Source organism: Nocardioides turkmenicus (genome assembly GCF_011045035.1).
GTDB lineage: Bacteria > Actinomycetota > Actinomycetes > Propionibacteriales > Nocardioidaceae > Nocardioides > Nocardioides turkmenicus.
Genome location: NZ_JAALAA010000023.1, coordinates 30,192 through 42,610, shown reverse-complemented (window position 1 = coordinate 42,610; position 12,419 = coordinate 30,192). Strand labels below are relative to the sequence as shown.

Below are 12,419 nucleotides of genomic sequence, written 5' to 3'. Positions count from 1 at the left end.
CGCAAGTTCAACACGGGGTCGCACTGCCGTTCACCGCGTGAGATGACTCACAAACGACGGTAAAAAAACGCGTGAGCACGCGGAATGTGCTTGACGTCCGCGAATTCCGGATTGGATCAGTTTCAGATCGCATGTCACCTTGGTTGAGCCGTGCAGACCGCACGACCGGCCCCGGTACACGCCGAATCCTGTCCCTCCGGACGCCGGCCCCGACTACTCAACCCCCCTTTACCCTCACACTCAGCAGTACGAATGGGACAGGAGCGGGGGACCCAAGTTCCACGCGACTAACTCGGACGGTCGCTTGGGGTGAAGCCATCAACGATGGCCGGGCAACCTTCTGGCCCGAACCCGACAGCTCACCTCGCAGGCGTGGGAAGGAACTCACGCATGTCCAAGTCCGTATCGCGTCCTGCCCATCGAGGCACGCCGCGCCCGTTCCGGGCGCCGAATGTCTCGATCGTCCGGACGATCGCAGGATCCCTCTCCGGCCACGGCAGGCTTGCCGGCCGTATCACCCTCGCCAGCGGCATCGCCGCCGGAGCCTTGGTGGCGGTGCCCGCCGCCAACGCGGCTCCGGTCTCCCACGAGCCTGCTCTCGAGGTGGCCAAGGTGGTGGAGGCTCCGACCCTGGAGGCCTCGGCCACCCCCGCAGCGATGCTCACCGACATCAAGCAGCTCGAGAGGGCTGTCGAGGTGCAGCAGCGCAAGGCCGAGGCGGCCCGCAAGGCAGCCGAGGCGAAGCGCAAGGCGGCGATCGCCGCCAAGAAGGCCGCGGAGGAGAAGAAGAAGGCCGAGGCGGAGGCCAGGGCCTACGCCGCGAGCCAGCAGGGCAAGATCGATCGAGCCATCAGCGTCGCCTCGGAGCAGATCGGCGACCCGTACGTCTGGGGTGCCACCGGCCCGAGCGCGTTCGACTGTTCCGGTCTGACGCAGTACGCCTTCGGTGCCGCCGGCATCGAGCTGCCGCGGGTCTCGCGGGACCAGGCTGCTGCGCTGCCGACGATCCCGAACGACCAGATCCAGCGCGGCGACCTGATGTTCTGGGGCAGCCCCGTCTACCACGTCGGTATCTTCCTGCGCTGGGAGAACGGTCAGGCGATCATGCTGCACGCCCCCAAGCCGGGCACGGCTGTTCGCGAGGAGGCTGCCTGGGACGGCTGGTTCGCCGGCTCGATCCACCAGGCCTGAGGTTCTCGGGGCCCGTTCCGACGGGCTGACCCCCACATATCCCCCTGGCGCTCGCCCTCCGGTCCCCCTGCCGGAGGGCGAGCGCATGTGTGGAGGGGTCGGCGAATCGGGCGGCGCCCCACCGGTCAAGTAACCTGTAAGACGTGGCAGGCCCCGAATTCGACACCGAGATCAAGCAGCTCCAGGCAACGATGCAGACCATCGGCCAGGTGCTGGACCTGGACGCGATGCGCAAGGAGATCGCCGACCTCGGCGAGCAGGTCGCCGCGCCCGACCTCTGGGACGATCAGGACAACGCCACCCGGGTCACCGGACGTCTCTCCCTGCTGCAGGGCGAGCTCAACAAGTTCACCGAGCTGAGCAGCCGCATCGAGGATCTCGAGCTGATGGTCGAGATGGCCCAGGAGGAGGGCGACGCCGACACGCTCGCCGAGTCCGAGGCCGAGCTGGGCCGGGTGAAGAAGGCCGTGGAGAGCCTGGAGATCCGCACCCTGCTCTCGGGGGAGTACGACTCCCGCGAGGCCCTGGTCACGATCCGCTCCGGCGCCGGTGGCGTCGACGCCGCCGACTTCGCCGAGATGCTCATGCGGATGTACGTCCGCTGGGCCGAGCGCAACAAGTACCCGGTCGAGGTCTTCGACACCTCCTACGCCGAGGAGGCCGGGCTCAAGTCCGCCACCTTCGCGATCCACGCTCCGTACGCCTACGGCACCCTCTCCGTCGAGGCCGGCACCCACCGCCTGGTGCGGATCAGCCCGTTCGACAACCAGGGCCGCCGCCAGACCTCCTTCGCCGCGGTCGAGGTCGTGCCCGTGCTGGAGCAGACCGACGAGATCGAGATCGACGAGAACGACATCAAGGTCGACGTCTACCGCTCCTCGGGCCCCGGCGGCCAGTCGGTCAACACCACCGACTCGGCGGTCCGGCTGACCCACATCCCCACCGGCACCGTGGTCTCCTGCCAGAACGAGAAGTCGCAGCTGCAGAACAAGGCTGCTGCGATGATCGTCCTCAAGGCCAAGCTGCTCGCGCTGAAGAAGGCCGAGGAGGAGGCCCAGCTCAAGGAGCTCAAGGGCGACGTCGCCGCCTCCTGGGGTGACCAGATGCGCAACTACGTCCTCAACCCCTACCAGATCGTCAAGGATCTGCGTACGAGCTACGAGGTCGGCAACCCGCAGGCCGTCTTCGACGGCGACATCGACGGGTTCCTCGAGGCCGGCATCCGCTGGCGCCGGGGTGCCGAGAAGGCCGACCAGAACTGAGCTGATGGTTGCGCGGACGCGCACCAGGCTTCCACTCCCGGGCCGCGGCGCGGCGTACGTCTATGACGTCTACGGTCCCGAGGACGGGGTGCCGATGGTGCTCTTGCACGAGCTCGGTGGCAGCGCGAAGCGGTGGCAGGAGGTGGTGCCGCCGTTCGCGGCCGACCACCGGGTGCACGCCTTCGACATGCGTGGTCACGGAGATTCCGACTGGGCCTCCGACTACTCCCACCGGCTGATCGCCGACGACGTCATCGTGGCGATGGACGCGCTCGAGATCTCGGGCGCGGTGGTCGTCGGGCACTCGACCGGCGGCAACGTGGCACTGCTGGTCGCCATGCACCGGCCCGACCTGGTCTCCCGGCTGGTCATCGAGGATGTGGTCCCGCCCGCCCCGCGCCGGCGCAGGAGCCCGGGGCGCCCGACCAGGCCGTTGCCCCACGACTGGGAGTGCATCGCCTCGCTGCTGGTCGAGGCGACGACGTACGACCCCTGGATGTGGGAGCAGCTCGAGCTGCTGCCGATGCCGACCCTGATCGTGGCCGGCGGTGGCAACAGCCACATCCCGCCGGAGGATCTGGAGAAGGTCGCCCGCCGGATCCCGCAGGCCGACCTGGTCCACTTCGACGTCGGCCACTTCGTGCACCGCAACCAGCCACAGGAGTTCGCCGACACCGTGCTCGCCTGGCTCGCGTCGCTGTGCTGAATGCGACGCGTCCCGCGTCGCGGGTGGGATCCCCATCCCTAAGGACCCCACCCGCTCTCGCCAGCCGGCTCTGCTCTGACTCAGTGCCCGCGGCGGCGCGCGCCGCCCGGTGAGGTGCCTACCCGGCCCGAGCGACTAAGTCGATTAAAGCACTCGACTTTGGCTGGACGCAAATGACGCGCCGGAACCGACCTCCGGTCGACGGTCGACGGTCGTCGTCAGGCGGCGGCTGCGGTGGCGGTCACCAGGCACCAGCGGGAGGCGCGCTTCTGGACCGTCGCGGTCGACTCGCCGGCCTTGCCGGTCAGCTCACAGGAGAGCCAGGCGTCACCGAAGAGCCCGCGGAAGATCACCTTCGGCTGCTTCTTCGCGTCGGTGCAGGTGAGGGAGACCGACGGCTTCCCGTACGCAGGGGTCGACGCGGCCTTGCAGCCCTTGGGCACGCTCTTGGTCATCTGGGTGGCCCAGTCGAGGGTGACCGGCGGGGCGAAGACCCAGGCTCGGGCGGAGGTGGCCGAGTCCTCCGGCCCGGTCCAGATGCAGCCGTACTCCTGGGCGACGTCGTTGACCTCGCCCGAGATGGCGGTCTGGTCGCCGTCGCCGTAGGCCTTCTTCTCGGAGGCGGCGCCGCCGAGGGCCTCGGTCGCGTCCTCGGTCGGGACGCGGTCGCAGAATGCGCCGCGGCGTACGTGCATCGTGGTGGTGTCGGCGGTGCTCAGGTCGCCCTTCACCTCGGGCTTCTCCGGCTTGTCGTCTTTCAGGGTGAGCACGCCGACCCCGACCGCGATCGCGGTGAGGACTACGGCACCGATCAGGATCCGGACTGCAGAGCGCACCAACTCAGAGTACAGGGGCAGGTATGTCAGAGCCGAAGTGCTGAGCCCACCACCGTTGCACTACCCTCGGTGCGGTGATCCGCTTCGAGAAGGTCAGCAAGGCCTATCCAGGGCAGGCCCGCCCCGCCCTCAACAGCCTTTCGATCGACATCCAGAAGGGGGAGTTCGTCTTCCTTGTGGGCCAGTCGGGCTCGGGGAAGTCGACGGCTCTCAAGCTGATGCTGCGCGAGCAGCGGCCCACCACCGGCCGCGTCTATGTCGCCGGCAAGGAGATCAACCGGCTCGCCGGCTGGAAGGTGCCGCGACTGCGCCGCCAGGTCGGCACCATCTTCCAGGACTTCCGCCTCCTGGCGAACAAGACCGTCGCCGAGAACGTCGCCTTCGCGATGCAGGTGACCGGTCACTCCAACCGCGAGATCCGGCAGCGCGTCCCGGAGACGCTCGAACTGGTCGGTCTCGACGGGAAGGGCGACCGGATGCCCGACGAGCTCTCCGGTGGTGAGCAGCAGCGCGTGGCCGTCGCCCGTGCGTTCATCAACCGGCCGATGATCCTGATCGCCGACGAGCCGACCGGAAACCTCGACCCCGGCAACACCGTCGGCATCATGCGTCTGCTCGACCGCATCAACCGGTCCGGCACCACCATCGTGATGGCGACCCACGACGTCCAGATGGTCGACCAGATGCGCAAGCGCGTCATCGAGCTCGAGCACGGCCACCTCGTACGCGACCAGGTCCAGGGCGGCTACGGGGCCCAGTTCTGAGGCTTCAGTTCTGAGCAGGACCCACCGACCTCCGACCAGGCTCTACGACTAGAGAAAGTTTCCTCTACCCGCCATGCAGCTGCGTTATGTATTCACCGAGCTCCGCCAGGGGCTCCGCCGCAACCTGTCCATGCACGTCGCGGTGGCCCTGACCCTGCTCGTCTCGCTCACCCTGGCCGGCGTCGGCCTGCTGCTGCGGGAGCAGGCCCAGCTGACCGAGGAGGTCTGGGGCGACGAGCTGCAGATCACCTTCTACATGTGCAACGGCGCCAACGACCGCAACCCGCAGTGCGCGGGTGCCGTCGACGACAGCCAGAAGAAGGTCATCACCGACGCCCTCGACGACAACAAGTACGTCGACAAGTACGAGGAGGAGAGCCAGGAGCAGGCCTACGAGCGGCTGCAGGCTCTCGACGTCGAAGGCGTCAGTGGTCCCGACCCGGTGGTCAAGGCCGACGACATGTGGGAGTCCTACTGGGTCACGATGACCGACCCGCACCACTCCGCCGAGATCATCGAGGCGGTCGCCGGCCTGGATGGCATCGACCACGTCGGTGACGTCCACGAGGTCACCGGGCCGATCCTCGCCGCCGTCGACGGGCTGCAGAGCGCGGCGCTGGTCGGCGCGGTCGTGCTGGTCATCGCGGCGCTGCTCCTGGTCGCCAACACCATCCGGCTCGCCGCGTTCGCCCGCCGTCGTGAGATCGGGATCATGCGCCTGGTGGGTGCCTCGACCCTCTACATCGCGCTGCCGTTCCTCCTCGAGTCGCTCGTGGTGGCGCTCGTCGGCATCGCGCTGTCCGGCGTGGCGCTGGCTGCGGTGATGTACTTCGGCGTCGAGCAGCGGCTCTCGTCCACCGCGGTGACCCAGTGGGTCGGCTGGGAGGAGTTCTTCAGTTCCTTCGCGATCGTGGCGATCCTCGGCATCCTGCTCACGCTCGTCCCGACACTCCTGCTCACGAGGAAATACATCAAGGTCTGATCCGGATCGCCTACGGTCTGTCGGTAATCACTTCCCCACAGACCTGAGGTTGATCGTGCGCGCCTTCCCCCGTGCCGGTCGGCTCGCCGCTGCGCTCAGCTGCGCAGTGGTGGCTACCGTCCTGCTCTCGCCTTCCCTGCCGTCCTCCGCGGACGAGCGGGACCGGCTCGAGCAGGAGCAGCGTGAGGTCGAGCGGGACCAGAAGGCCGCCGCCGAGAACCTCGAGCACTCCAGTGCCGGTCTGCGGGAGGCATCGGCGACGTACGCCGCGGCGCAGAAGAAGCTCGACCGGGCCCAGACCCGGCTGAACGAGCTCAACACCCGGCTCGCCGAGGTGCAGGCCGCCCATACCCAGGTCGAGGCCGAGCTCGCCGAGCAGAAGGTGCTGCTCGCGGAGGCGAAGCGCCAGCTCGCCGAGGGCCAGGCCGAGGTGAAGGCGCAGCGTGAGGAGATGCGCGACGAGATCCTGACCCGGTTCACCGGGGGAGACCCGCGGCTCGCCCAGGCGGCGGCGCTGCTCTCCGGCGGATCCGTCGAGGACCTGATGCGCCAGCAGACGTACGTCGATGCGGCCAACGCCGGCCAGGACGCCACCCTCCAGCGGATGGAGGCGACCGAGACCATGCTCGTCGTCCGCGAGGCCGAGGTGCAGGAGGCCACCGACGCGATCGCGGCCAAGGAGAAGAAGGCGCGCGAGCTGGTCGCCGAGGTCGACGCGGTCCGCGACCAGGCCGCCGCGGCAGCCGCCGAGCTGTCCACCCTGGCCGAGAAGGCGGCCACCGCCAAGCGGTCCGCCGAGGCGGCCCGAGCCGCCGACGCCGCCGAGCTGCGCAAGCTCGAGGCTGAGGAGTCGGCGCTGCGTACGAAGATCCGGGCGCTCGCCTCCGCCGGGTCCGGGTCCGAGCGCAACGTCGGGTCGGTCGGCGGGCTCTTCGGGATGCCGGTGACCGACACCTACGTCACCTCGCCCTACGGCATCCGCAAGCACCCGATCTACGGCTACGTCGCGCTGCACAACGGCACCGACTACCACGCGCCGTGCGGCCGGCCGCTGCTCGCCATCGAGTCCGGGCAGATCATCTCGACCTCGTTCTCGAGTGTGTGGGGCAACCGCCTGCATCTGTACCTCGGCAAGGTCAACGGGCACTCCTACACCGCCGTCTACAACCACATCTCGAGCTACGCGAGGCGCTCGGGGAACGTCGGACGCGGGGAGACCGTGGCGTATGCCGGGACCACCGGCTGGTCCACGGGCTGCCACCTGCACTTCACGATCCTGCGCGACGGCACGCCGGTCGACCCCGCTCCGCTGCTGGGTTGACGTAGGGGCCCGTGGGGGTATCGTCTCCTGCTCGTCCGCTCCTCGCCGCCGAGTCGGGCACGGTCATCGCGCAGGAGTGGAACGACGCGTACGGAAACCGTCTGCACCGCTCCTCGGCAACATCAACGGCCACTCCTACACGGCCGTCTACAACCACCTCTCGGCCTACCGCAGCGAGGTCGACGACACGGTCGGCCGAGGCGACGTCATCGGGCTCGCCGGGACGACCGGCTGGTCCACCGGGTGCCATCTGCACTTCATGATCCTCCGGGACGGCGAGATCATCGACCCGATGCCGCTGCTGGGTCTGTGACCGGTTCTCCGGCACGGTCCTAAACGTTTCGCGGTCATGACCCTGCGCCTGAGAGAATGGAGGAATGGCGAAGGAGCAGGGGCGCAAGATGATCGCGCAGAACAAGAAGGCGCGGCACGACTACCACATCGAGGACACCTACGAGGCCGGCATGGTCCTGCAGGGCACCGAGGTGAAGTCGCTGCGCGAGGGTCGCGCGTCCCTGGTCGACGGCTTCGTCGACATCGACCGTGGCGAGGCCTGGATCCACGGGATCCACATCCCCGAATACCTCAACGGCACCTGGACCAACCACGCCGCCCGCCGCAAGCGGAAGCTCCTCCTCCATCGCGCCGAGATCGACAAGATCGAGCGCAAGGTCGCCGAGAAGGGCCTCACCGTCGTCCCGCTCGCCCTCTACTTCCTCAACGGTCGAGCCAAGGTCGAGATCGGCGTCGCCAAGGGCAAGAAGTCGTGGGACAAGCGCAACACCATCGCCGAGCGTACGGCCCGGCGTGAGGCCGAGGTCGAGGTCGGTCGCAAGCTCAAGGGGATGAAGGGCTGACGGGTGAGGCCGTCGGCAGGGCGGAGACGACGTCGGTGTGGGTGAAGTCGTCGCCCTTGAACAGGAGCTCGTCGTCCTCAGTGATCGCCAACGCGTACGCGAAGCAGTCTCCGAAGTTGAGCTGGGCCCTGGAGCCGCGACCCCTGCCGAAGCGCCGGTAGGCCGAGCGCGCCGCACGCGCCTGCTCGACCGAGACCGGCACCAGCTCGATCGAGCTCTCTGACACGAGCGCGTCGAGGTCGGCCACGGCTCCACGGCTCTCGGCGACGATCGAGGCCTCCACCCAGTTGGCCACGGACATCCGCCCGCCGTCGGCCAGCTTCTCGATGTAGAGCTTCCGGTCGGGTTCGCCGCGAAGCACGGCGACGAGCGCTGAGGAGTCGATGATCAAGAGGGCAGTCCCGTCGCCGGGTCGTAGAGATCCTCGATCTCGGCCACGGCGTCGGAGAAGCCGATGTCCGGTCGATGAGCCCAGCGATCACCGATCTCGAGCATCCGGGCGATACGTCGCTCGCGCTCCGTTTCCGCGGGGTCGTTCCCGTACTTCTGCAGGAGTGTCACCAATGCCTCCTCGATGGCTCCGGTCTGAGTCTTGCCGGTGACGCGTGCAGCCTCGCGGGCCAGCGCGTGGACCCGGTCGCTCTTGATGTTGAGGCTCATGCTTACACCTTTCTACCATCCTGTCCTTCTACCATTCTACCCTCGATGTCGCGGGGGATAAACCGAGTGGGGAATGTCGACGGGGGACTGTAGTGTTATCCCGTTGCTTGCTTCGCAGGCGTTGAAAACTCAAAAGGGGCTGATCGGTTTCGACTTGGGACGTTGCTCCCAGGGGAAGCGGGTCGAGGAGCCAGCGTCATCTCGTAAACGATCGCTGGAAACCAATAACTGCCAACGCTAAGCGCAGTTCCTTCGCTCTCGCCGCCTGATTGCGGTGATCGAAGCGTCTGACCGAGTATCCGTCTCCGGCTCGGATCCAGGCGTCATCTAGGAGACTCACCTCATGCACATGCCGACGGGGCATGAGGGACAACTAGTCGGATGAGCCTGTCGGGGACGTGTCTGTGTCGAGCCCCGGGGATGAGAGAACGCCACCCACAGACTGCACCCGGAGAAGACCTGGCACGGCGCTCGAGGACCGGGGTTCGATTCCCCGCAGCTCCACTCGATCGAGGGCGGCGTGTGCTCGCGGAAAGCGCGAGCCACGTCGCTCTCGTCATTTTGTCCGCGCTTCGCGCGGAGGCGGGGGCTTCGCCACCCGCACCCCGTTCAGGTGGCGAGTGCCTGGTGAGGCCGCGTCGCGGCGGGGATATCCCCACACCCCTTAGTTGTGTGTGGTGGATGTCGTCGCTGCGCGCGGAGGCGGGCGGGCTTCGGCACCTGCATTGACCAGCCCTACGTTGCTGGTGTTGAGGTGCTTGCCATGGTCCCACCATGGGAGTCCCCGCTCGCTGCTCCTCCGAGTCCCTGATTCGCACGCCCTTGAACTGAATGGCAGCGGCCCTTGCCCGTGAGTCAGGTGAGGTTGAGGCCGCCGTCGACGCTGAGGATCTGCCCGGTTAGCCAGGTGGTCCCGGGATCGGCGAGGCGCAAGATCCAGGCAGCGACCTCGTCGGGTTCGCCGCGACGGCCCAGGGGGATGCGGTTGGCTTCATCGCGTTTGAGGGCCTCGGCGTTGGCTTCGTGTAGTCCCGCAGCGGTGAGAGCCTCGCTCTCGGTCGGGCCGGGAGCGACGGCGTTGACGAGGATGCCATCGGCGGCGAGTTCGAGTGCCCAGCTGCGGGTGAGCTGCTCGATTGCGGCCTTGGAAGCGGCGTAGTGGGCCGCGCCTGGCAGTGGCCGGTGACCGTAGGTACTGGAGATGTTGATGATCGATCCGCCGGCACGGCGCAGATGGGGTAGCGCCGCGCTTGCCAGGAGACTCGGCGCGGTGACGTTGAGCGCGAAGAGGTCCTCGATGCCGACCGTCGTGGCCTCGTCCAGGGGCATCAATCGTGTGGCTCCCGCGTTGTTGACCAGGACGTCGACCCGTCCCCATAGGTCAACGGCAGCATCGATGACCTGTTGCGGTGCTTGGGGGTCGCGGAGATCGGCGGCGTGGACAACGATGGCGGAGTGGCCGGCGGCGGTCTCGTCGAGAGCGTGACGTCGCCGTCCGATCCCGAGGACGGCGGCTCCAGCATCGGCGAAGGCGCGGGCAGTGGCACGCCCGATGCCCGATCCCGCGCCGGTGACGACGACGACCTTGTCAGCGAACTCCTGTTGGGAGTGAGCAGTCAACTGTTCTCCTCGATGTGTGAATGTCGGCCGCGAGTGCGGCTTGGGCAGCCTGACGTCGTCCATTGACGTCGTGGCTGAAGCACGACGGCGGTGAGCGGCGCGCTGATCCCGGTCGTACTGCCGTTCGGTGACCGACGTGCGGGAGGCCTCCTCGAGGTGGCTCGACTCGGCAATCTCGAGTTCGGCCCTCACCTCGAGCCAGAGCTGATGCAGGGTGCCGTCCCCGGCTCGCTCATGTTTACCTCCCGCGTTGCTGGATCGGCTGTGTGGTGGTCCGCTCATGGGGCGACCGGTCACCAATTCAGACAGGGCGGCCCTCCGTCTTGTGACAGCCGCGACGAAATCGCCGTGCCCGTCACAAACTCCTGGGCTGCGTTGTCCTAGCTCGCAGCTGACTGAGATTGGGAAGGAGCGAGCCCTTGCCGCCGCTGAGCACCACGAGCCGGACCTGCGTCCGCATGAGCGCACGCCGGGTCGCCGAGCCGGACAGCGCCGCGAGTCCTCGAAGTGCTGTCCGACCTCGTGTTTGAAGGCATCGCCGCGGTCTGTGCCTCGCCGGTTGCCATCACCATCACCCGAAAATGAAAGAACATGCGTCATGAGTGAACACCTCCTCTCAGGGGCAGGAATGAACGGCAAGACCGCTCTCATCACCGGAGCGTCATCGGGAATCGGCGCTGCAACCGCGTATGCCCTCGCGGCTGCCGGTGCAACGGTGGTCGCCGGGGCGCGACGGGTCGACCGGCTCAAGGAACTGGCCGCGACAGCTGACGGCGACGTGGTCCCGGTGGAACTCGACGTCACCGACCAGGAGTCGGTTCGTGAGGCGGTCACCGCAGCGGTCGACCGCTGCGGCGGGCTGGATATCGTCGTGAACAACGCGGGCGTGATGTTGAGCGGGCCGATTCTCGGCGCCGACACCGCAGAGTGGGACCGCATGGTGAGGGCCAACCTGCTCGGAACGCTCTACGTCACCCACGCTGCGCTGCCGCACCTGTTGGAGAGCAAGGGAACCGTGGTGCAGATCTCCTCCACCTCTGGCCGTATCGCGTCAGCTATGGGCGGTGTCTACGCGGCGACGAAGTTCGGCGTGAACGCGTTCTCGGAGTCGCTTCGGCAGGAGGTCACCGAGCAGGGGGTCCGGGTCGTGACCATCGAGCCGGGCATGGTCGACACCGAGCTCGCCGACCACATCGGCCACGACGCGGTCCGCGCGATGGCCAGGCAGTTGGCCGAGTCGATGCGGACGCTGCGGGCCGAGGATGTGGCCGCTGCCGTCGTTTACGCGGTCAGCCAGCCCGATCACGTGGCCGTGAACGAGATTCTCCTGCGCCCGACCGATCAGGCGCGCTAAACCTGTCACAAATGGGGGATCAGCCCTGTCGTAGTGGAGAACGAGGTTCCCGGAACGGCCGGGCCCCGGACGGAAGGCACTCCATGAAGATCGTCGTGATCGGCGGCAGCGGGCTGATCGGCTCGAAACTCGTCCAGAAGCTTGGGGAACACGGACACGACACGGTGCCCGCGTCCCCCAACTCGGGCGTGAACACTCTGACCGGCGAAGGACTCGCCGAGGCGCTGGACGGCGCCCAGGTCGTGGTGGATGTATCGAACTCGCCGTCGTTCGCCGACGACGCCGTGCTGGACTTCTTCCGCACCTCCACCGGCAACCTCCTCGACGCCGAGGACAAGGCCGGGGTGGGGCACCACGTGGCGCTGTCGGTCGTCGGCACCGAACGGCTCGCCGAAAGTGGCTACTTCCGGGCGAAGATCGCGCAGGAGCAGCTGATCAAGGAGTCCGGGCAGCCGTTCTCCATCGTGCAGGCCACGCAGTTCTTCGAGTTCGTGGGCAGCATCGCCCAGTCGGCAACACAAGGCGGTATCGTGCGCCTGCCGGACGCTCGCATCCAGCCCATGGCCGCAGACGACGTTGCTGCCGCGGTCGGCCGGACCGCCGTCGGCGAGCCGATGAACGACACCGTCGAGGTGGCCGGGCCCGAGCAGTTCGGTCTCGACGAACTGATCCGCACAGGACTGACATTCCGCGGCGACTCCCGCAAGGTCGTCACCGACCCACAAGCGCGCTATTTCGGTGCGCTGCTGGACAAGGACATGCTCCTGCCCGGTCCCGGTGCCCAGATTGCCGCGACTCGGTTCGCCGACTGGCTCCCGCTCAACCCTCCCCCCGCGGAGTAGCAGCAGCGAAGCGCTTTCATCGAT

Annotated in this window: 14 protein-coding genes, 1 other RNA gene and 1 riboswitch; of the genes, 11 read left to right on the top strand and 4 right to left on the bottom strand. The window is 67.7% G+C overall.

All coding sequences use genetic code 11. The features are described 5' to 3' along the window. Positions 1–227 precede the first annotated feature (227 nt). Positions 228–388: riboswitch (cyclic di-AMP (ydaO/yuaA leader) on the top strand. 2 nt (positions 389–390) lie between these two features. The 3 genes from G5C66_RS26600 (at position 391) to G5C66_RS21955 (ending at position 3,159) form a co-directional block, all read left to right on the top strand. After that, entirely contained in the window at positions 391–1,191 is an 801-nt protein-coding gene (locus G5C66_RS26600; protein ID WP_277602223.1) for a C40 family peptidase, read from the top strand. Between the two features lie 143 nt (positions 1,192–1,334). Beyond that, a complete protein-coding gene (gene prfB / locus G5C66_RS21960; RefSeq protein WP_165113121.1) occupies positions 1,335–2,453 on the top strand; it encodes a peptide chain release factor 2 in 1,119 nt (372 codons plus the stop codon). A 4-nt stretch (positions 2,454–2,457) separates the two neighbouring features. Beyond that, positions 2,458–3,159, top strand: coding sequence for an alpha/beta fold hydrolase (locus tag G5C66_RS21955; RefSeq protein ID WP_165113119.1), 702 nt, complete (start codon positions 2,458–2,460; stop codon positions 3,157–3,159). 218 nt (positions 3,160–3,377) lie between these two features. Here the strand turns inward: G5C66_RS21955 and G5C66_RS21950 are convergent, their stop codons facing one another. Beyond that, positions 3,378–3,995: a hypothetical protein gene (locus G5C66_RS21950; RefSeq protein WP_165113117.1), complete on the bottom strand. Its 618-nt coding sequence runs from the start codon at positions 3,993–3,995 to the stop codon at positions 3,378–3,380. A 74-nt stretch (positions 3,996–4,069) separates the two neighbouring features. Here G5C66_RS21950 and ftsE point away from each other — a divergent pair, with 74 nt between their 5' ends. The 5 genes from ftsE (at position 4,070) to smpB (ending at position 7,919) form a co-directional block, all read left to right on the top strand. Then, a complete protein-coding gene (gene ftsE, locus G5C66_RS21945) occupies positions 4,070–4,759 on the top strand; it encodes a cell division ATP-binding protein FtsE (protein WP_045548285.1) in 690 nt (229 codons plus the stop codon). Between the two features lie 73 nt (positions 4,760–4,832). After that, the gene (ftsX, locus tag G5C66_RS21940) at positions 4,833–5,741 is read left to right on the top strand and encodes a permease-like cell division protein FtsX (protein ID WP_165113115.1); all 909 of its coding nucleotides are present in this window, start codon (positions 4,833–4,835) and stop codon (positions 5,739–5,741) included. Between the two features lie 55 nt (positions 5,742–5,796). Beyond that, the gene (locus G5C66_RS26955) at positions 5,797–7,062 is read left to right on the top strand and encodes a peptidoglycan DD-metalloendopeptidase family protein (RefSeq protein WP_165113113.1); all 1,266 of its coding nucleotides are present in this window, start codon (positions 5,797–5,799) and stop codon (positions 7,060–7,062) included. 76 nt (positions 7,063–7,138) lie between these two features. After that, complete coding sequence (locus tag G5C66_RS26950) at positions 7,139–7,375, top strand: peptidoglycan DD-metalloendopeptidase family protein (protein ID WP_206444427.1); 237 nt, start codon at positions 7,139–7,141, stop codon at positions 7,373–7,375. Between the two features lie 64 nt (positions 7,376–7,439). Beyond that, positions 7,440–7,919, top strand: coding sequence for an SsrA-binding protein SmpB (gene smpB / locus G5C66_RS21925; protein WP_165113109.1), 480 nt, complete (start codon positions 7,440–7,442; stop codon positions 7,917–7,919). On the opposite strand, the gene G5C66_RS21920 is transcribed toward smpB, so the two are convergent. Together G5C66_RS21920 and G5C66_RS21915 are read right to left on the bottom strand one after the other, a co-directional pair. Continuing rightward, positions 7,900–8,310 (bottom strand): type II toxin-antitoxin system VapC family toxin, encoded by a 411-nt coding sequence (locus G5C66_RS21920; RefSeq protein ID WP_165113107.1) that lies wholly within the window; start codon positions 8,308–8,310, stop codon positions 7,900–7,902. The two genes, smpB and G5C66_RS21920, sit on opposite strands and share 20 nt — an antisense overlap. Further along, the gene (locus G5C66_RS21915) at positions 8,307–8,579 is read right to left on the bottom strand and encodes a type II toxin-antitoxin system VapB family antitoxin (RefSeq protein ID WP_165113105.1); all 273 of its coding nucleotides are present in this window, start codon (positions 8,577–8,579) and stop codon (positions 8,307–8,309) included. Before G5C66_RS21915 ends, G5C66_RS21920 begins: the two co-directional genes overlap by 4 nt. A 135-nt stretch (positions 8,580–8,714) precedes the next feature. Here G5C66_RS21915 and ssrA point away from each other — a divergent pair. Beyond that, positions 8,715–9,086, top strand: a transfer-messenger RNA (tmRNA) gene (ssrA, locus tag G5C66_RS21910). A 348-nt stretch (positions 9,087–9,434) separates the two neighbouring features. Here ssrA and G5C66_RS21905 read toward each other — a convergent pair. After that, the gene (locus tag G5C66_RS21905; RefSeq protein ID WP_206444426.1) at positions 9,435–10,481 is read right to left on the bottom strand and encodes an SDR family NAD(P)-dependent oxidoreductase; all 1,047 of its coding nucleotides are present in this window, start codon (positions 10,479–10,481) and stop codon (positions 9,435–9,437) included. A 346-nt stretch (positions 10,482–10,827) separates the two neighbouring features. Between G5C66_RS21905 and G5C66_RS21900 the strand changes: the two genes are divergently transcribed. Further along, positions 10,828–11,553 (top strand): SDR family NAD(P)-dependent oxidoreductase, encoded by a 726-nt coding sequence (locus G5C66_RS21900; protein ID WP_165113103.1) that lies wholly within the window; start codon positions 10,828–10,830, stop codon positions 11,551–11,553. An 83-nt stretch (positions 11,554–11,636) separates the two neighbouring features. Beyond that, positions 11,637–12,395, top strand: coding sequence for an SDR family oxidoreductase (locus G5C66_RS21895; protein ID WP_165113101.1), 759 nt, complete (start codon positions 11,637–11,639; stop codon positions 12,393–12,395). Positions 12,396–12,419 lie beyond the last annotated feature (24 nt).

Coding starts and splice junctions, on each gene's coding strand:
- ftsX (WP_165113115.1), top strand. CDS start 4,833: ATGCAGCTGCGTTATGTATTCACCGAGCTCCGCCAGGGGCTCCGCCGC.
- smpB (WP_165113109.1), top strand. CDS start 7,440: ATGGCGAAGGAGCAGGGGCGCAAGATGATCGCGCAGAACAAGAAGGCG.
- G5C66_RS21905 (WP_206444426.1), bottom strand. CDS start 10,481: ATGAGCGGACCACCACACAGCCGATCCAGCAACGCGGGAGGTAAACAT.
- G5C66_RS21955 (WP_165113119.1), top strand. CDS start 2,458: ATGGTTGCGCGGACGCGCACCAGGCTTCCACTCCCGGGCCGCGGCGCG.
- G5C66_RS26600 (WP_277602223.1), top strand. CDS start 391: ATGTCCAAGTCCGTATCGCGTCCTGCCCATCGAGGCACGCCGCGCCCG.
- G5C66_RS21895 (WP_165113101.1), top strand. CDS start 11,637: ATGAAGATCGTCGTGATCGGCGGCAGCGGGCTGATCGGCTCGAAACTC.
- G5C66_RS21915 (WP_165113105.1), bottom strand. CDS start 8,579: ATGAGCCTCAACATCAAGAGCGACCGGGTCCACGCGCTGGCCCGCGAG.
- G5C66_RS21900 (WP_165113103.1), top strand. CDS start 10,828: ATGAACGGCAAGACCGCTCTCATCACCGGAGCGTCATCGGGAATCGGC.